Raw genomic sequence first — 19,712 nt, 5'->3', positions numbered from 1 at the left:
GAGAGATAGAGGTTGCGAATATTAGGGATTGACCCGGGCATCGCCATCGTCGGTTTCGGCTTTATTGATAAACAAGGAAGCAAATGTGTACCCGTACAATATGGTTGCATTCAGACGGAGGCGCATACGCCGGAAGAAGAAAGGCTGCTTCATGTCTATGAAGGCATAGTTCAGCTTATCGATAAATACAAGCCCGACGCAGTAGCATTAGAGAAGCTGTTCTTCAACCGGAACGTAACTACCGCGATGTCAGTCAGCCAGGCACGGGGGGTTCTTGTCCTGGCAGCGGCACAGCGCAATTTGCCGATTGCGGAGTATACACCGATGCAAATCAAGCAAGCGATGGTAGGGTACGGCAAGGCGGAGAAGCGGCAGGTGCAGGAAATGACGAGAATGTTCCTGAAGCTGCAGGCGATCCCGAAGCCGGACGACGTGGCGGATGCGCTGGCCGTGGCGATTTGTCATGCCCATTCTTATACATTAAATTCGAAATTGAACGAGGTATTGAGGCCATGATTGATTTTATTAGGGGCCAGGTGGCTCATTTGGAAAACGATTATGTCGTGTTGGACGTTCAGGGAATAGGCTATCGCATTTATAGCCCGAACCCATATGTGTTTGCCGCCAAAAACGAGCAGACGATAACGGTGTACACCCATCATCACGTGCGAGAGGACGCTATACTGCTATACGGCTTCCCGACGCGAGAGGAGCAAAGGCTGTTCCGCAAGCTGATTGAAGTATCAGGGATCGGGCCGCGGGTGGCGCTTGGCATTTTAAGCGGGGGGCAGCCGGATCATGTGGTAGCTGCGATCCAGCAGGAGAATATCACGTATCTGACCAAGCTGCCGGGAATCGGCAAGAAGACGGCGCAGCGGATGATCCTCGATCTGAAGGACAAGCTGGACGGCCTCGGTGGGCCTTCGCTGTTCGACGAGGTGCCGGCCGATCTGGACGGGCTGGAGGGGTTGAACCCGGGCTGGCCGGAGGCCAGGGAAGGACTGAAGGCGCTTGGTTATACCGACGCCGAGCTCGACCGGGTGTGGCAGCAGCTGAAGGATTCGGTCAAGCCTGCCGAAGAGGTGGATTCGGTCATGAAAAAGGCGCTCAAGCTGCTGTATGCAGGTTGATCTTGGGCTAGAGGGGAAGGAGCGAGTTAGCGATGGAAGACCGGATCATATCCGCGAATTTGATGATGGAAGAGCAGGCGGTGGAGCTTAGTCTTCGTCCCCGGTATTTAGCGGAATATATCGGACAAAGCCAAATTAAGGACAATTTGAAAATATATATCGAAGCCGCAAAAATGCGCAACGAAGCGCTGGATCATGTTCTGTTGTACGGACCGCCGGGGCTTGGAAAAACGACGCTGGCCAATATTATCGCCAACGAGCTTGGCGTCAATTTGCGGACGACATCAGGGCCGGCGATCGAGCGGCCAGGAGATTTGGCCGCGCTGTTGACGAATTTGCAGGAAGGGGACGTTCTCTTCATTGATGAAATCCATCGGCTGCATCGGACGGTAGAAGAGGTGCTGTATCCGGCCATGGAGGATTTCGCCCTGGATATTATGATCGGCAAGGGGCCGAGCGCAAGGTCTGTGCGGCTCGATTTGCCGCCGTTTACGCTGATCGGTGCCACGACGAGAGCGGGGCTGCTGTCAGCGCCGCTGCGCGACCGCTTTGGGGTGGTGAACCGCCTGGAGTTCTATACGGTGGAGGAGCTCAGCTATATCGTAAGCCGCGGCGCCGATATTTTCGGCATCGATATTATCGGGGATGCAGCCGACGAAATCGCGCTTCGATCGCGGGGAACACCGCGGATTGCCAACCGGCTTCTCAAGCGGGTGCGGGATTTTGCCCAAGTGCGCGGAGACGGCCACATTACTACAGACATTGCCAAGGAAGCTTTGCTAAGGCTGCAGGTGGATCCTATGGGTCTTGATTTAATTGACCATAAGATGCTTCGGGCGATGATTACAAATTTTCGGGGCGGTCCTGTCGGGCTCGATACGATCGCGGCGACGATTGGGGAAGAAAGCCAGACGATCGAGGACGTATATGAGCCATATTTGCTCCAAATCGGTTACTTGCAGCGCACGCCGCGCGGCAGAGTCGCAACCCCGGCCGCTTATCAGCATCTGGGGCTGCCAATGCCTGGGGATTCTTAAGGGAAAGACGAATGACGGCATTACACGTTGATGAGGAGGATTACAGAGCGTGATTATACCTAGACAGAGACGAGGACAAAAAAGCAGGGGCCCAAAATGGGCTGCGGCTCTATTAAGCGCAGCAATGCTAGGCGGCCTATTCCACATTCCAGTCGGCGCGGATGCGATGCCGGACGCGCGCGTTCGCGTCGCCATGTTCCTGGACTTAGGAAGCACTTATAATTCAACGGTGCCGGCGGTGAGCCTGACGGCGGAATCGGCGTGGCAGGCAGGGCCGCAAAGGGACGGCGGCTTGGAGAGCTGGCTGGACTTCACGCCGGGCCAGACGATCCGCTTCAGCGTGGACGGAATCAAAGTCAAAGCGCTGGAAAGCGCTGACTGGCAAACGGTCTCGGCTGCTGTCAAGAAGCTCCAGGGCGGAACGGACAAGCCGGTGGCGGTTGTCTCCGAGCAAGCGGGCGGAACGGTATATCAAGTTTATACTGGGCCTTATGCCAGCGCAGAACAGGCTTCTGGGGCGGTAACACGCGTCACTCAGGCGCTTGCCGGGCAGCTGGGAGGAGAGCAGCCGACGATCCATGGAGGGTACTATTATTCCGCAGGCGTATTTGGAAGCAAAGCGGAAGCTGATGCTTACCGCCAGGCGCTAAACCTGCCAGGGATAGAGGTCAAGCTTGCTGTTGTGGGAGCGAACCAATATGCCGTATGGGTAGGCGGAGCCATTAACGATTCGGCATTGGCTGCTCTGAAGGCGCAGATACTCCAACTGCAGCCGCAATTGAATTTGACGCCGGTGGATGCTCAGGCTCCTGCATTTATCGCATATCGCGATGTTACCGGGGATGCGAATTCCCCAAGGGCGATTGATCATTATGCAGTCAGCGGCGCAAATACGAAGCTGGTCGTACGGGATAGCGAGGATTCCGTTATACAGGTGGCAGAGAGATCGGCCCGCAAATATCGCGGGGATTTCGAAATTAGCAGCGTAAATGGCCAGCTCGCCCTCGTAAACGACGTTCCGCTGGAGCAATATTTGTATTCGGTCGTCGCTGCCGAAGTACCTAGCTCCTGGCCGCAGGAGTCGTTAAAGGCGCAGGCGGTTGCAGCCCGGAGCTATGCACTTTACCATGCAGCCGGCAATAAGTTTAATGTCGCTGGATTGGTGGATACAACCTTAAGCCAGGTATATGACGGGGTAGATAAGGAAGTAGACAGCATCAAACAAGCCGTGGACAGCACGGCCGGCGAGGTTATAAAATCGAACGGGCGAATTGTGGAAGCGATCTTCTCCTCCAATAGCGGGGGGATGACGGCCGATTCGACCGAAGTATGGAGCAACCCGAACGCTACGTTCGGCAGCATGCCGAGCGATGGGGACAAGGCGGCGCAAACAGGGTTGAAATCATGGTATCATGTGCTGCTGCCTTCAGGTAAAACGGGGTACGTAAGGGAAGACAACGTAAAGCTTACGGGAGGAAAGACAGCAGCGGGCCTAGCCCAAATGACGGTAACGGCAAACGCAACGAATGTCCGTCCGATTCCGCTGATCCAAGGGGATGTCAGCCCGGTGGGGCAAATGAATCCTGGCGATCAGGCGGTTGTCCTTGGCCTCGTTGAGGAATCCAGCTCATACGCATGGATACGCGGCCCTTATAGCTCGGATGAACTGTTGAAGTCCTTGAAGGGCAAAACGGCAACCGAAGCCCCTTCCCCGATCCTCAATTTGGAGATCACGCAGCGCGGACCGTCCGGGCGGGCAACGCAGATCAAAGCCAACGGGCAGATTCTTGATGTGCGATATCCGGATTTATTCCGCTCTGCTTTTGGCGGGCTGCCGAGCACGCTGTTTGATATTGCGGCTACCGGTAGGTATACTGTACTGAGCGCAGGTGGAGCAAAGTCCACCGGGACGGCGGCCTCCGGCACACCCGTGCTGTCTTCATCGGGCGTTAATAACTGGAGCGGTAGCAGCATGGTCGTCATGGGAGCGGACGGGACGGCTCGTACTGTTGATCAGACAAACCGTTTTCTCTTCGTGGGACGAGGCAATGGGCATGGACTGGGCTTATCCCAATGGGGAGCCAAGGGAATGGCCGATGCAGGGTATGATTATATATCCATTTTGCAACACTATTATCAGAACGTGACTATCGTTAAGGAATGATTACCTCCTATGAATGTTGACTTATATGATTTTGAACTGCCGGAACAATTGATCGCCCAGACACCGCTTGCCGATCGTACCGCATCCCGGCTGCTTTCTTTGAACAAGGCTACCGGAGAGGTTCGGCACCATATGTTTCCGGCGATATTGGACTACTTGCAGGCTGGAGATACGCTGGTATTGAATGATACGCGGGTAATCCCGGCCAGGCTCTTTGGTGTTAAGCAGGACACAGGCGCCAAGGCCGAGGTGCTTCTGCTTAAGAATTTAGGGGGCGACCGGTGGGAAGCGCTGGTCAAGCCGGGCAAAAAGCTGAAGACCGGGGCCGTAATTACATTCGGAGATGAGCTCAAGGCTACAATCGAGAGCGAAGGGGACATGGGGGAGCGTGTGCTTTCCTTTTCCTACGAGGGAATATTCAATGAAATCCTGGACCGGCTCGGACAGATGCCGCTTCCTCCGTACATCAAGGAGAAGCTGGATGACCGCGAGCGTTACCAGACCGTATATTCGAAGCATGAAGGTTCCGCAGCCGCACCGACTGCAGGCCTGCATTTCACGAATGAGCTGCTGGAACAGGTGCGGTCTAAAGGCGTGGACATCGCTTTTATAACGCTGCATGTTGGGCTTGGAACCTTTCGGCCAATGTCGGTCGAGCGGGTAGAGGATCATGTGATGCATGAGGAATATTACATTCTATCCGAAGAGACGGCAGAGCTGCTGAACGCAACGAAACAGCGCGGCGGCCGAATCATTGCCGTGGGCACGACTTCCGCCCGTACGCTGGAGACCGTGGCAGGTAAGTGCAAGGAGGGTCCGGTTACCGCGATGAGCGGCTGGACAGGTATTTTCATTTATCCGGGCTATGAATTTAAGCTGGTGGATGCGCTGCTTACCAATTTCCACTTGCCCAAGTCCACGTTGGTCATGCTGGTCAGCGCTCTGGCCGGACGAGAGCGCCTTTTGAACGCATACCGTGAAGCCGTTGAACATAAATACCGCTTCTTCAGCTTTGGGGATGCCATGTTTATTTATTAAGGTTAAAGAGGATGGTTGATGATATTGGCAGCAGCAATAACGTACGAACACATTAAGACGTGCAAGCAGTCTGGCGCAAGGCTCGGACGGGTGCATACCCCGCACGGCGTGATCGAGACGCCGATTTTTATGCCGGTCGGAACGCAAGCCACGGTCAAGACGATGAGCCCGGAAGAGCTCAAGGAAATGAATGCACAAATTATTTTGAGCAATACGTATCATTTGTTTCTGAGACCCGGGCATGACATCGTTCGTGAAGCGGGCGGGTTGCATAAATTCATGAACTGGGATCGCCCGATCTTGACGGACAGCGGTGGATTTCAAGTATTCTCGCTAAGCGAAATGCGAAAGATTACGGAGGAGGGCGTGCATTTCCGCTCTCATCTGAACGGCGATAAGATGTTCCTGTCTCCGGAGGTCGCGATGGAAATCCAAAACGCGTTGGGCTCGGATATTATGATGGCCTTTGACGAATGCGCGCCTTACCCGGCTGAGCATGATTACGTGAAAAAGTCGCTCGAACGCACGACCCGCTGGGCTGAGCGCTGTCTGAAGAGCCATGCCCGCCCGCATGACCAAGGCTTGTTCGGGATCGTTCAGGGCGGCATGTTCGAAGACTTGCGCAAACAGAGCGCGAAGGATTTGACTTCCCTGGATTTTCCGGGTTATGCTATTGGTGGACTGAGTGTTGGTGAGCCTAAACATTTGATGTATGAGGTGCTCGATTATACGGTGCCATTACTCCCGGCGGACAAGCCCCGTTATTTGATGGGGGTAGGTTCGCCCGATGCATTGATTGAAGGCTCCATCCGGGGAATCGATATGTTCGATTGCGTGCTGCCAACCAGGATTGCCCGCAATGGCACAACGATGACGAGTCAGGGCAGGCTAGTGGTTCGCAACGCTCAATATGCAAGAGATTTCGGGCCGCTCGATCCGGAGTGCGATTGCTACACTTGCCGTAATTACTCCCGGGCTTACTTGCGTCATTTGATCAAAAGTGATGAGACATTCGGTCTTCGGCTGACTACATATCATAACCTGTATTTCCTAATTAACCTGATGCGCCAAGTTCGTCAGGCGATTATGGAAGACAGGCTGCTCGATTTCCGGGATGAGTTCTTCGAGCGGTATGGTCTGTTTGGCAATGATAAGGGATTTTAAGAAGAGTAAATATTCGTCGAAAGGGGGATTTCGATGTTCCAGTATGCAGCAGCAGCAGGTACAGGTGCGGCGAACCCAATTATTTCCTTGGTTGTTCCGTTCGCGATCATGTTTGTCGTGTTCTATTTTCTGTTGATTCGTCCTCAGAAGAAGAAGCAGCAATCTCGCAACGAAATGCTGAGAGCGCTCAAGAAAGGGGACAAGATCGTCACGATTGGCGGTCTGCATGGTACGATCGTAACATTGACGGACGATAGCGTCGTACTTCTTGTGAATGATGCGACAAAGTTGACGTTTGAGCGCAACGCGATCAGCCATAGCGTAAATACAGAGAAGGTTTCCGAATCGAAATAACGGGACGGGGCCGTATCTGAATGACAAAAAAGAGCCTGAAATAGGCTCTTTTTTTGTTCCGCAACCAGCGGCTCACCTTTTCTTGTGCAAATTAACTCCGAACATTCCCCCCAGAGCCCCGATTAATAGGGCAGGAAGCAATAAAGTGAAATCATTTAACCCCAGCGAGTTGTCCATGGCCAGAAAGCTGATGCACAAAATCAGAAGACCGTACAAGATCCCGGTAAGAGCCCCTTGATACCAGCCCTTCTGACCGGCCCGCTTCCCTGAGGTGAGTCCCCCGAATAGCAGAGCGGCGGTATGTACGATGTAAATCGGCCAGTTAAGATTGTGTTCCTCCAGCGAACCGGACTGCAGCAGCAGGGATAGAATCAGCGCTCCGATCATCATCCACAGGAAGGCGTACCATATGCCGGATAAGGTGGGATGAGAAAGCCGAATTGATCCCAAACGTCGGAAGAAATCCATGACTCGTTCCTCCTATTCATGTATTACCACCATTGTATGGTCAAGCCTGTAGGTTTAGTACAGATTTGAGTCTGTGGTTACGTGCCAGATATAGCAAAAAATGCAAGTCTCGCCGCAAAATAAGCGATTTGAGATTCGCATGGGTCAGCGGGAAGAAGGTCACAATATTCGTACTAATCGTTCTGCCCGTACCGGACTAAAATGTGATGGAGGGAACCTTATGACCGGTCATATTGCTTCGCTTATATTTCGGACTGTGCTCATGTATGTTACCGCGTTTGTTGTCATGCGCATTATGGGAAAAAGAGAGATCGGCGAACTGTCCATCTTCGATTTGGTCATATCGGTGATGATTGCCGAAATCGCGGTATTCGCAATCGAGGATATGAAACGTCCCCTGTATGAAGGCATTGTTCCCATGCTTATTTTATTGCTGATACAAATTGCCATTGCCAAGTTGTCTTTGCGCAGCAGGGGAGTAAGATCCCTGTTTGACGGCAAGCCTAGCGTAATTATACAGAACGGCCGGATCGACCGGAAGGAAATGAGAAGGCAGCGTTATAATCTTGATGACCTGCTAATGCAGCTGCGGGCCAGCAATATAGACAATGTGGCGGATGTCGAATTCGCCGTGCTCGAGACAAGTGGGCAATTGAGCGTCATGCCAAAAAAACGGAACGCCCAAAGCAGACACAGCGAACAGGATAGCGCTGCTGCGAAGCAGGCAAGCAAGCCGGTTGTCCCTAGAATAAGATACGAGGAAATTCCTTTGTCCCTCATCATGGACGGCAAGGTTCAGGACCGCAATTTGGAGCAGATCGGCAAAACACGATTTTGGCTTAAAAATCAAATTCAAGCCAGGGGGGTCAAGGAATTTAAGGAAATCTTTTTTTGTTCCATCGATCATCAGGGGAAGCTGTACATCAATTTGATGCAGGACCAATAGTTAGCGGAACCATCTGCGCAGCAGCGGCAGCCGGCGGAGATCATGAAAATCAATCAGTCCCATGGCTCCCGACAAGGCGATATACAGCAGCCCGGAAATGGACATGGCGAAGATGAGCTGAACTTCCGGTAGCGGGCTGACCGGCAGATCATGATAAATATAAGCAGCAGCGGCGGCCATGATGATCATTCCGCAAATGACTTTGAGAACATCGAGATAAGGAATGCGGTAGCGCAGCTCCCGCGCTACGCTGTAGCCATGCAGCAGCGTTACGACGGCAAAATTGGCGATGATAGCGATGATTGCTCCGTAAATGCCCAAGCTTGGATTGGAAGCCAGATAGAGGATGAGTGATATTTTGATAATTGCCCCGATCAAGGTGTTAAGCAGGGCGCGCCCCGGCTTGTCGAGCGCTTGAAGGGCAGCCTGGAGAGGCGATTGGGCATAAAGGAGCAAAGCGAACGGGGCCATGATCTTGAGCATCCCAGCAATTTCTGCGTTGTTATAAATGAGCAGGCATAAAGGCTCGGCCAGGACATACATTAACGCCGCGAAGGGGCCGCCTGTAACGAGGGCCAGCCTTATAGACTGATGGAGCCGCAAATGGATCGTGCGCATATCCCCGCGTGCCTGAGCCTCTGCCAGCGAAGGAACGAGAGAGACGGCGAGCGATGACGTGAGCGCTCCGGGAAGGAGCAGCAAAGGGATCACCATTCCTTGCAACGCTCCATATTGGGCCGTTGCAATGGCTGTAGTAATGCCGGCTATGGCCAGGCTTTGAGCGGTGGTGATCGACTCCAGCAAATAAGACAGCGAGCCGACGAGACGACCTCCCGTAACTGGTATCGCTATCCGAAGAATGCGCTTCAAGGTAGAGCCAAACCATTTTCTTGATGCCGGGTTCGAGCTGGATTCCAAGCCCGGGTTCGTATCCGGGGCAGCGAGCGCCTCCACAGGCGGCGCCTTCGTCTCTTTGCGGCGGGAGCGCCAATAATGCCATAGAATGACCGCCATGCCGACCACTTCGCCGGCGGCTACGCCGAGCATGGCCCCAGCAGCCCCGTATGCAACGCCCATGGGCAGCATCAAATAAGAGAACCAGAGCACGCAGATGATTCGCCCGATGGTTTCCAGAATCGATGAGCTTGCGGAAGGAATCATATTCTGCTTGCCTTGGAAATATCCGCGAAATACGGAGGATACGGCTACGATCACGATCATCGGGCTCATGGCGAGAAAGGTATGGTATACTCGGGAATCCGGCAGGACATAGCGACTGATCCAGGGTGCGCCCAGCAGGCTGGCAATCGTGAAGATGAACCCTGCCCCTGTCGTAAAGATCAGGCTCGTCCGCAGTATCGCCGCTGATCGGCCAGGATGGCCGGAAGACTCTGCTTCCGCGATCAGTTTAGCGACGGCTAGAGGGATACCCCCGGTAATGACGGTGACCAGTACAAGGAAGAACGGATACCCCAGCTGATAGAGACCCACGCCTTCGGCACCGATGATTCGGGGGAGAAGAATGCGGGGAATGAAGCCGAGAATGCGATTGACGACGCCCGCCACAAGCAGGATCATGGTCCCTTGGATAAAAGTCTGTTTATTCAAAATGATTCCCTCTTTCCCGGAATGAGCATTTTACTATGACGACTTGTCTGATATATTTATGAATATGCAGAACCTGTCCGGATTCATGACAGCTCATTTTTCACAAAGAGGTTTGGGAATTAGCTATCATCCGGAACAAGGAAGCAGGAATCACAAGATTCGGATAGAATTACTATAATGACAGCTCACCTCGCAAGAAAGGGGCATCATGGAATGGATCAACAGGAATTCGCCGAGAAGCAGTTGAACGAAACGATCGAAACTTTATGCCGCAGTAAAGTGGAAGAATTCCGGCTTATCGGTTATGAGCATGTAACCGTATCGGATATTTGGGACTGTGTCAGTCATAAATATGAGAAAGAAGGTTATCCCGAGCTTCATCAATTAGTCAACGATATCCTATCGTTGAAATCTACTCAGTTCATGAACTATATGACGTTATCCGCATTTCGTGGGTCCCGCTTCTGAGAAATCGGGATTTTTTTTTTTGTTCTGCAGGGAGGCGTTAGAGAAACCGACAATATTTGATAAATTGACGCTCTTTTCCTGCATCGCTATAATAGGAATATTGAGAATTTGAAAGGGGAACGAGGTACGGGATGAAAAGACTCATCGCATTCATAACCGTCGTGGTCGTCTCAACGGCAATCATGGCTTGGACAAGCCCTGGTCTGCTTCGAGATGTACATCTTGGCCTGGATTTGAAGGGCGGATTCGAGATTTTGTATGAAGCCGAGCCTTTTGAAGCCGGAGCTAAAGTTACGAAGGAGTCACTGCTCAAAACGGCCCAAAGCTTAGAGAAGCGCGCTAATCAGCTTGGTACAAGCGAGCCGGAGGTCACAACGGAAGGAACGAACCGGATCCGGTTGAAGCTGGCTGGCGTTACCGACGAGAATGAAGTCCGGAAGCTGATGAAGAAGCCATCGACTTTGACGTTCCGAAGCAAGGATGGAACAGAGACGAGTCCCGAACAATTTAACAAAATCGAATTGGTCGGTACCGACTTTGTTGAAGGCGGGGCATCAGTACAGTTCAATCAGCTGAATCAGCCGGAAATTGCGATCAAACTGAAGGATAAGGACAATTTCGCCAAAATTACCGAGCGGCTGCTGGGTAAGGAACTGGCTATTTTCCTCGATGATGATTTACTGTCAGCCCCTGTAGTTCGGGCCGTATTAAGAGACGGAACGGCTTCGATCAGTGGAAACTACACACGTGAAGAAGCGAATGATTTAAAGGATGAGATTAACCGCGGCGCCCTGCCGCTCAAATTAACGGAGAAATACTCGCAGAGCGTCGGCGCGACGCTAGGGAAGCAATCTCTCTACCAGACGATTCAGGCGGGCTTGGTTGCCTCCTTGTTCATACTGATCTTCATGATTTGGATGTACCGCGTTCCGGGTCTGCTGGCCAGTTTCGGTTTGATCCTGCACACCTGGCTGCTTATCGTGGTCTTTAATTTTGCTGAATTTACGCTCACCCTTCCGGGGATTGCGGCTATCGTTCTTGGGGTCGGCATGGCGGTCGATGCCAACATTATTACCAATGAGCGGATCAGGGAGGAGATGCGCCACGGCAAGAGTATCCTGTCCGCCGTCAAGGCGGGGGGCAAGCACTCGTTCCGGACGATTATGGACTCGAACATCACTACGATCATAGTAGCGATCGTGATGTATATTTTCGGTACCGGAGCGGTCAGAGGTTTCGCCCTTGTCCTGATCGTTGAGATCGTGCTCAGCATTGCCACCAATATTTATTTCATCCGTTTCCTGCTGAACCTGCTGCTTAAAGCGGGCAAGCTGCGGAAGCCGAAATATTTCGGTGTAAAGGAGAGTGAAATTGGTGAGCTTTAAAAATAAACTGCAGCATTTGGATTTTGTGCACATCAGCAAGCGCTGCTACACATTTTCCATCATACTAACGATTATTGGCGTTATTTCATTGGCTGTATTCGGCCTCAATTATAGTGTCGATTTCAAAGCCGGTTCCAATGTTGATATTTCATTCACGAAGAACGTGACTTCGGAACAAGTCGAGCCGATTCTGGAGAATATTGGGGTCCTGGAAGGATCGAAAATCACTCCAGGCGTAGATCGGATGTCGATCCGCTTCGACGAGGTACTGAATGAGGATCAGGATCATCAATTGAAGAGCGAGATTCTGAAGCTCGACAGCGATGCATCCATGGAAATCAATACTGTCGATCCGGAAATGGCGAAAGAGCTGGCGGCAAACGCGATGTGGGCCGTACTGCTCTCGAGCCTGGGGATTATCGTCTATGTCGGTATCAGGTTCGAATGGCGCTTTGCGATCGCTGCCATTATTGCCCTGCTGCATGATGCCTTTATGGTAGTGTCGATTTTCTCCATCTTCCGCTTAGAGGTAGATTTGACCTTTATCATTGCGGTGCTTACCATCATTGGTTATTCGATTAATGACACGATCGTCATTTTTGACCGGATTCGGGAAAACCTGCGTTTTGCCAAACTGAAGACACGTCAAGATTTGATCGATCTCGTAAACAAGAGCGTATCCCAAACGATCATGCGGTCATTGTATACCGCTTTAACCGTATTTATTGCCGCTTTATTCCTGCTCTTGCTGGGAGGAGCGTCGATCAGGATGTTCTCGCTGGCCATGGTTATCGGGCTGCTGTTCGGGGCGTATTCCTCGATCTTTATCGCCAGTCCGCTGTGGTTTGTGCTTAAGAGCAAGCAAAAAAACAAACCGGCCAAAGCGTCCTAAACGACGGTTTGCCATTTGCTTGGCAGGAGCGAAGCCGCGTCTCGATATGGACGCGGCTTCGCCGTCTTCTTGGGAATAACGTGTTTCAGGAGGGTTATTATGATTCGCGAACAAGCTGTACCATCTGATTCTGCCGCCTGGCTTGGCACTGCAAACAACGTCATCCTGGCTGTGTTCAAAGGGGTGGTAGGTTTGCTCTTTGACAGTCGAGCTTTACTTGCGGATGCGTTATATACCGCAGCGGATGCGGTAGCGGGCATCGCGGAGAAGGTTCAGCTTCCGCCAAGCGTCAGACAGCGGTTGAGATCTGGATATGGGTCAAGCAGCCGCACTAAGGCAGAACCGCTGGTAGCGATTTTTTTTGCTGTATTCCTGTTCATGGGCGCTTTGCAAATGGGGGGAGCGTCGATATCCACAATCGTTACTGGGAATGTTGTTGCGCCGGGGTTCATGGCCGGGGTAGCGATCGTCGTCTCGATTGCCTTAAGGGAGATCGTATTCCAGCTCCAGTATCGCCAAAATATTAAAAAATCGGGAACTGCTTCGAAATACTATATCGAAATGCATAGGCATTCCCTTTATACTTCGATGGTTGTTCTTCTCGGGATCTTTGGCGCGATGACCGGAGAAGCATGGAATATGCCGCTGCTGCTGTATGCCGACCCGGCAGCCGCTATAGTCGCTGCTTGCCTTGTCCTATGGAAAGGATATCAGCTGATCGTAGGAGCTGTATATGGCAAAGAGGAGACGAAGGCGAAGGTGGAGGACAAGTCTGCATTCATTGAAACCGTTCAAAGGGTTCATGGGGTCATCTCCGTAGACGAGCTGAAGCTGCATGGCAATGGCCATTATATATCCGTCGCTGTCATTATCAGTGTGAATCCACGAATTTCCGTATTGGAAGCGAATCATATTGCGAATCGCGCCAAAATACTGCTTATGAATCGCTTCTCTCAGGTGAGCGACGTAAGCATACAAGTCATGCCTTATGATCCGGGCTATCCTTACAAGAGCAATTATGAAGGATCGAATAATGATCTGCCTACGCTGCTGCAATAAAGTAAATGCACGGAGGTAGGAGAGGAAGAAAGAAGGTGCTGTCAGGTTGCTTCATCCGAAGTACCGTTGGGTTGGTCTACATAGCGACGCGGATACCGCTTCGCTGCTCGCTGAACAGGCGGGCATACCGAAAATCGTGGCTTCCTTGCTGGTAAGCCGTGGAATTAAAAACGCTCAGGAGGCACGGCATTTCCTGCAGGGGACGATGGAGGAGCTTCACGATCCTTATTTGCTGAGCGGCATGCAAGAGGCTGTCGCACGAATCAGGCGGGCCGTAGAGCAGGACGAGCAAATTTTGATTTATGGTGACTATGATGCGGACGGCGTATCTTCCACGGCCCTTATGGTTTGCTTGATGCGCCATTTGAATGCCAGATATGAGTATTACATTCCTCACCGCTCCAAAGAGGGCTACGGGCTTCATATTTCAGCTTTGGAGCCATTCGTGGAGCGCGGATTCACGCTTGTCGTTACCGTCGACACGGGAATCAGTGCGGTTGAACAAATCGCGTATGCTAATACCGCAGGGATGGATGTCATCGTTACCGATCACCATGAGCCGCCGGAGGTCCTTCCTGAGGCTTATGCGCTCGTCAATCCGAAATTGCCATATTGCACTTATCCGTTTAAAGGCCTCGCCGGTGTCGGGGTAGCGTATAAGCTGGCTACAGCCTTGCTTGGCGAGGATACGCCTGCCGCCTGGACGGAACTGGTTACGCTAGGAACGATAGCGGATTTGATGCCGCTTACAGATGAGAACCGCATATTAGTAACAAACGGATTGAAGGCGATGGCTTATTCTAGTTTTCCGGGGATCACGGCCCTGATAGGGGCGGCGGGTTTTGCAAAAGGGGAAGCGAAGGAAATGGTGTCCTCGACGAACGTTGCATTCGGGCTTGCGCCCCGTATCAATGCAAGCGGCCGGATGAGCCATGCGAAGCAAGCTGTTGCCCTGTTAACGACGCAAAATATAGAAGAGGCTGAGAAGATTGCCGAGGATTTGGATATCCTGAATAAAGAACGCCAGTTGCTGGTGGACAGCATCGTTCAGGAGGCGATGGCCCAGCTGGCCGGCAAAGAGGTTGAAGGAGAATTGCCCGGCGTTATCGTGCTGGCCGGAGAGGGCTGGAACCCGGGGGTCATCGGGATTGTAGCTTCCAAAATACTGGATCGCTATTATCGCCCGACCATCGTTCTCGGCATAGATCCGGAGACGGGGACTTGCAAGGGCTCCGCTCGTTCTATTCCCGGGCTGGACATCTATGAGGCTCTGACACACTGCAAAAGCCTACTGGAGCACTATGGCGGGCATCCATCGGCCGCTGGAATGACCTTGCATCGCAGCCAGCTTTCGAAGCTGGAAGAGCAGTTGAACGAGTTCGCTGCAGGCGTGCTTAGCGAAGAGCATTTCATCCCGGTTATGCAGACGGATTTGGAGTGCAGCTTAGCGGATATTTCCCTGCCTGTCATTGAGCAACTGGAGGATCTTGCCCCGTTTGGCATGGGGAATGCTTGCCCTAAGCTGCTCATTCGCGGCGCCAAGCTATTGGAAAGTCGGCCATTAGGCAAGGAAGGCAAGCATATGAAACTTGTCCTCAGCCAAGATGGAATAACGATGGAAGCGGTGGCTTTCGGAAAGGGTGAGCTCCTTTCCCAACTGACCGAAGAGGCCCGGGTAGATGTCGTAGCTGAAGCGAGCATCAATGAATGGAACGGCTCACGCAAGCCGCAGTTAATGATTCAGGATCTCGCCGTGCCGCATATCCAGGTGTTCGATTACAGGGGAACAAGGCATCCTGTGGTGAAGATGAATGAAATCCGCGGCCGGTTGATCGAGCAGCAATCGCTAGAGCAGCGAATGATTGCTGTCGTCACGATGAAAGATTCCGAATTGACGAAAAATTATGAATTGAATGATACCCCTTGTTGGATATATGATAAGGAGGTTGGCGTAATTCCAGGCAATACGGCTGCTCAGTTGGACGGACAAAATAGGACTGATATAAAAATATTGTTTGTTCTTGAACTGCCCGAGTCATTCGACATATGGCATAAGATGATGGGGGCGTTCTCCTCGCTCGAAAGGGTGTACCTTTTCCACCAGGCAATGGAGCGGCAGGAGGCGATTCTTCCGCCGTCCCGGGAGCAATTCAAACAGATTTATGCTCTGCTCAAACAGCAGGTTACGGCTGCGGTGCAACAGGAGGAACTGATTTCCAGCTTAATGCAGCGCACCCGCTTATCGCGGCGAATGCTCGTGATGACGCTGGAGGTTTTCGAGGAACTTGGCTTTATCCATCGCCATCTGGGCACATTAACGATGAACCAGGCTCCCGCCAAGAGGGCGCTGGACTCATCGCGCCGGTACCTGGAACTTGGAGAGCTGGCTGAAATGGAGCAGATCCTCCATCATGCCGGAATACCGCAAATTACGCAGTGGCTAATGACAAATCAGCAAAACGTATCTTAGCATTTCCTTTTTTAATTCATAGATATGCTGTTGTTATGCGCTAACTACTAGGAGGAGATTACATTGGATTTGAAAGAGTACATTCGCGTCATACCCGACTTTCCCCAGCCGGGAATTAGCTTCAAGGATATCACGACCTTGTTGAACAACGGAGAGAAGTACCGCGAAGCGATTAATGAACTTAAGAAGATGGTGTCGGATCTGAAGATCGACCTGATCGCCGGGCCGGAAGCCCGCGGCTTCGTAGTGGGCGCTCCTTTGGCTTATGCGCTTGGCGTAGGGTTCGTTCCGATCCGTAAGAGTGGAAAGCTGCCGTATAAGACGATCGAAGTCGGCTATGACCTGGAATACGGCTCGGACCGCTTGGCCATGCATAGCGATGCGATCAAGCCGGGGCAGAACGTGTTGATCGCCGATGATTTGCTAGCTACGGGGGGGACGATCTCCACTTCAGTCAAGCTCGTGCGCGAGCTTGGGGGCAACGTGGCGGGTACAGCGTTCTTGATCGAGCTTAGCGAGCTGAACGGCCGGGAGAAATTGCCGGGCATCGATGTGTTCTCGCTGTTGAAATATTAGGATCGGCGAGCATAAACAAATCAGAAAGGCATCCTTTTGACAGGATGTCTTTTTTTGTATTGATTATTTACCAAATGGAAAATAAAGGAGGATTTACGAAAATAATTGCGGACGTTTAGTACCATATTTTGGATTGTAATTTAGTAGTTTCGACTTATTTAGTTAAAAAATAACATTATTTTCTTGACCTGGATGTTGCCAGGGATTAACAATAGGGGTGTATTGATTAAGTCATGCATACAGACGATAGACTATTATTTTAACCGAGGAGGATATCATTGAAGAAGCTACTTTCGTATGTACTAGTATTGGCTGTCGGCATGTCGATGTGGGCGACAAATTTGAATGCGTTTTCAGGGGAGGTACCTATAGGCAAAGGCTCTTATTCGACCGTACTGCCCCCAGGAGCGACGGACGCACCGTCCAGCATATACAAAACTTCGGGCGTGGCGGGAAAAATGCCTACGAATGATTGGTGGAGCAGCCTAGCTTGGAGTACTCATTCCGAGGCCCAGTATCCGCATCCTTTGGCGATGAAGCACCAGGGGGATGGCATCCGCATTTATTATCCGGGAACAAGAGTACACGCTTTGCCAGGATTCGTCGCGGGCTGGATGAATGATATCCATGATTTCACGGTCGGCCATTCTGCGGTCGGAGCCTTTCCGGATGCTAAAGTAGACGGCTTCAGCGATTGGTTCGTGAAGGCGCTGTACCAGCAAGGGAACAATTCGATGAGTGTGTCTTACGGACACGGCTCTCCTTACGTGTATTTCACCTTTGCAGGAGGAGATCCGAAGCTTAAATTTTACACACCGCCAACGGTATGGTCGGGAGACAATAGCAGCTCTGTCCTCGGGATTACGATCGAAGGCGCGCATTACGGCTTATACGGAGCGTCGGGCAGTACTTGGAGCGGAATCGGCACCAATACGCTGACGAACAATTTGAACGGCAAAAACTATTTCTCGGTCGCAGTGCTTCCGGATAATTCCGTGCAAACCTTGAATAAATTCAAGCAATATGCCTATTCCCATATTACCGATACCAAAGTGAATTATACCTATAATGAAGCGACCAGCGAAGTAACGACGACCTTCACGGCAAGCACGACGGCTAAAGAAGGCAATCAATCGGGAACTATATTCGCGCTGTATCCGCATCAATGGAAAAATTCGTCCACGGCTACACTGGCCTATACGTATCCTTCCGTCCGCGGCCAAATGAAGACGGTTGAAGGCGGGAGTTTTCAGACGAAGATGAAGTTTAACGGCGTTCTGCCATCGCTCCCGGATCTCGGGTCTTATGACAAAAACGTTCTGAACCAATATATAAACGAGGCTGCTGCTGAGCAGTTTGCCGGCGCCGCGGATACGTACTGGACAGGCAAACGTCTAGGGAAGCTGGCCGTACTCGCGCCGATCGCCGATCAGGTCGGCAACACGGCTGCCGCAAGCCAGTTCCGCTCGGAAATCAAGAGCCGCTTGGAGGACTGGCTCAAAGCGAGCAATGCATCCGGCAACTTGAAAGCCTCCAATGTATTTTACTACAACAATAACTGGGGAACCGTCATTGGTTATCCTGACAGCTACGGGACGGCTAACGAGCTGAATGACCATCATTTCCACTACGGATATTTCATCAAGGCGGCAGCCGAGATTGCCAGAACGGACAAGAATTGGGCCAGCGACGCCAACTGGGGCGGAATGATCAAGCTCCTTATTCGCGACATTGCGAATGTTGACCGTTCGGATTCCATGTTCCCGTACTTGCGAAACTTCGATCCTTATGCCGGGCATTCTTGGGCTTCCGGACATGCCAATTTCGGAGACGGCAACAACAACGAGTCATCGTCAGAGGCGATGAATGCCTGGGCAGGGCTCATTCTGTGGGGCGAGGCTACTGGGAACAAGACGATCCGCGACGCAGGAATTTATCAATACGTGACGGAAATGAATGCGATTAACGAATACTGGTTTGATGTGCATGACACGAACTTCCCAGCCGGTTTTACGAAAGAGACGGCAAGTATGATATGGGGAGGCAAGACGGTGGGCGACGCCACATGGTGGACGGGTAATCCGGCTGAAGTTCACGGCATCAACTGGCTTCCGATCACATCCGCATCGCTCTATCTGACACAATATCCGCAATATACGGCGAGAAATTACAATGCACTGTTAACGGAGAGCGGCGGCAATTTCAGCCCATGGGAAGATCTCGTATACATGTACCGAGCGATTTCCGATCCTGCGGATGCCAAAGCCAAATTTAACGCCCGCGTATCGCAGTTGATTCCGGAGGCGGGTAATTCCAAAGCGAATGCGTATCATTGGATTCATAATTTAGACGCATTAGGGCATGCAGAACCGTCGGTAACCGCGAACTATCCGCTTTATGCTGTATTCAATAAAAATGGAGTCAAGACGTATGTCGTCTATAATATGACGAGTAGCGCGAAGACCGTTCAGTTCTCTGACGGCCATCAGGTGACAGTGCAGCCGAACAGCTTTAATGTCGGTAATGGTGGTGGCAACAGCGGAGGTAACAATGGAGGCGAAAACGGAGGAGGCAACGGAGATGGCGGCGGAGACGTCGTTACGGACGATTACACGGTTAAAGTAAACCGCATCTCGGGGTCGGAAGTGAAGATTGCCTTTACTCCAAAGACGCCTGCGCTCTACGTGGACATTCATTACACGGTGTCCGGCGGACAGCAGCTAAACTACCGGATGACGAATAACAACGGGAACTGGGAGCAGGTCATCGCAGGGCTGCAGGGCGGAAACGTAATCGATTACTGGTTTACTTATGAAAAATCGGGACCGCAATATGATTCGCCGCATTACACGTTTACCAACTAAGGATTTATAAAGAGGACGCTACGAAATGCGTGTCTATGGAAAAAAGGCCGAGCCAGGGAGTGCTTCCCTGCTCGGCCTTTCTTAGGGCC

The 19,712-nt window shown here is 51.9% G+C and carries 17 protein-coding genes; 15 read left to right on the top strand and 2 right to left on the bottom strand.

What is annotated here, in order from left to right; all coding sequences use genetic code 11:
- Positions 1–12: 12 nt before the first annotated feature.
- The 7 genes from ruvC to yajC are packed head-to-tail and all read left to right on the top strand — an operon-like array spanning position 13 to position 6,887.
- A complete protein-coding gene (gene ruvC, locus ACYUJT_RS24770; protein ID WP_460327469.1) occupies positions 13–516 on the top strand; it encodes a crossover junction endodeoxyribonuclease RuvC in 504 nt (167 codons plus the stop codon).
- Positions 513–1,130, top strand: a complete 618-nt coding sequence (gene ruvA, locus ACYUJT_RS24765; RefSeq protein ID WP_460327467.1) for a Holliday junction branch migration protein RuvA — start codon at positions 513–515, stop codon at positions 1,128–1,130. Before ruvC ends, ruvA begins: the two co-directional genes overlap by 4 nt.
- A gap of 32 nt (positions 1,131–1,162) precedes the next feature.
- Positions 1,163–2,167, top strand: a complete 1,005-nt coding sequence (gene ruvB, locus ACYUJT_RS24760) for a Holliday junction branch migration DNA helicase RuvB (RefSeq protein WP_460327465.1) — start codon at positions 1,163–1,165, stop codon at positions 2,165–2,167.
- Positions 2,168–2,216: 49 nt separating this feature from the next.
- Complete coding sequence (locus ACYUJT_RS24755) at positions 2,217–4,331, top strand: SpoIID/LytB domain-containing protein (RefSeq protein WP_460327463.1); 2,115 nt, start codon at positions 2,217–2,219, stop codon at positions 4,329–4,331.
- Between the two features lie 9 nt (positions 4,332–4,340).
- Positions 4,341–5,369 (top strand): tRNA preQ1(34) S-adenosylmethionine ribosyltransferase-isomerase QueA, encoded by a 1,029-nt coding sequence (gene queA / locus ACYUJT_RS24750; RefSeq protein WP_460327461.1) that lies wholly within the window; start codon positions 4,341–4,343, stop codon positions 5,367–5,369.
- Between the two features lie 24 nt (positions 5,370–5,393).
- Positions 5,394–6,533, top strand: coding sequence for a tRNA guanosine(34) transglycosylase Tgt (tgt, locus tag ACYUJT_RS24745; RefSeq protein WP_460327458.1), 1,140 nt, complete (start codon positions 5,394–5,396; stop codon positions 6,531–6,533).
- A gap of 33 nt (positions 6,534–6,566) precedes the next feature.
- A complete protein-coding gene (yajC, locus tag ACYUJT_RS24740; protein WP_460327456.1) occupies positions 6,567–6,887 on the top strand; it encodes a preprotein translocase subunit YajC in 321 nt (106 codons plus the stop codon).
- A gap of 72 nt (positions 6,888–6,959) precedes the next feature.
- On the opposite strand, the gene ACYUJT_RS24735 is transcribed toward yajC, so the two are convergent.
- Positions 6,960–7,355, bottom strand: coding sequence for a TIGR04086 family membrane protein (locus ACYUJT_RS24735; protein ID WP_460327454.1), 396 nt, complete (start codon positions 7,353–7,355; stop codon positions 6,960–6,962).
- Positions 7,356–7,575: 220 nt separating this feature from the next.
- On the opposite strand from ACYUJT_RS24735, the gene ACYUJT_RS24730 reads away from it, so the two are divergent.
- Positions 7,576–8,301 carry a YetF domain-containing protein gene (locus tag ACYUJT_RS24730; RefSeq protein WP_460327452.1) on the top strand — a complete coding sequence of 242 codons (726 nt, stop codon included), beginning with the start codon at positions 7,576–7,578 and terminating at the stop codon, positions 8,299–8,301.
- Here ACYUJT_RS24730 and spoVB read toward each other — a convergent pair whose 3' ends face one another.
- The gene (gene spoVB / locus ACYUJT_RS24725) at positions 8,302–9,909 is read right to left on the bottom strand and encodes a stage V sporulation protein B (protein WP_460327450.1); all 1,608 of its coding nucleotides are present in this window, start codon (positions 9,907–9,909) and stop codon (positions 8,302–8,304) included.
- 213 nt (positions 9,910–10,122) lie between these two features.
- Between spoVB and ACYUJT_RS24720 the strand changes: the two genes are divergently transcribed.
- The 7 genes from ACYUJT_RS24720 to ACYUJT_RS24690 all read left to right on the top strand — a co-directional run bounded on the left by ACYUJT_RS24720 (position 10,123) and on the right by ACYUJT_RS24690 (position 19,623).
- Positions 10,123–10,377: a post-transcriptional regulator gene (locus ACYUJT_RS24720; RefSeq protein WP_460327448.1), complete on the top strand. Its 255-nt coding sequence runs from the start codon at positions 10,123–10,125 to the stop codon at positions 10,375–10,377.
- Positions 10,378–10,508: 131 nt separating this feature from the next.
- Positions 10,509–11,762: a protein translocase subunit SecD gene (secD, locus tag ACYUJT_RS24715; RefSeq protein ID WP_460327446.1), complete on the top strand. Its 1,254-nt coding sequence runs from the start codon at positions 10,509–10,511 to the stop codon at positions 11,760–11,762.
- The gene (secF, locus tag ACYUJT_RS24710) at positions 11,752–12,654 is read left to right on the top strand and encodes a protein translocase subunit SecF (RefSeq protein ID WP_460327444.1); all 903 of its coding nucleotides are present in this window, start codon (positions 11,752–11,754) and stop codon (positions 12,652–12,654) included. Before secD ends, secF begins: the two co-directional genes overlap by 11 nt.
- Positions 12,655–12,753: 99 nt before the next feature.
- Positions 12,754–13,713, top strand: a complete 960-nt coding sequence (locus tag ACYUJT_RS24705) for a cation diffusion facilitator family transporter (RefSeq protein ID WP_460327442.1) — start codon at positions 12,754–12,756, stop codon at positions 13,711–13,713.
- A 46-nt stretch (positions 13,714–13,759) separates the two neighbouring features.
- Positions 13,760–16,183: a single-stranded-DNA-specific exonuclease RecJ gene (recJ, locus tag ACYUJT_RS24700; protein WP_460327440.1), complete on the top strand. Its 2,424-nt coding sequence runs from the start codon at positions 13,760–13,762 to the stop codon at positions 16,181–16,183.
- 63 nt (positions 16,184–16,246) lie between these two features.
- Positions 16,247–16,759 carry an adenine phosphoribosyltransferase gene (locus ACYUJT_RS24695; RefSeq protein WP_460327438.1) on the top strand — a complete coding sequence of 171 codons (513 nt, stop codon included), beginning with the start codon at positions 16,247–16,249 and terminating at the stop codon, positions 16,757–16,759.
- 278 nt (positions 16,760–17,037) lie between these two features.
- Entirely contained in the window at positions 17,038–19,623 is a 2,586-nt protein-coding gene (locus ACYUJT_RS24690; protein WP_460327436.1) for a glycosyl hydrolase, read from the top strand.
- Positions 19,624–19,712: the final 89 nt, after the last annotated feature.

The sequence above is a fragment of the Paenibacillus sp. YSY-4.3 genome, from assembly GCF_054767475.1.
The sequence above is the reverse complement of the archived record's forward strand: the minus strand, read 5'-3'. Positions and strand labels throughout refer to the sequence as shown.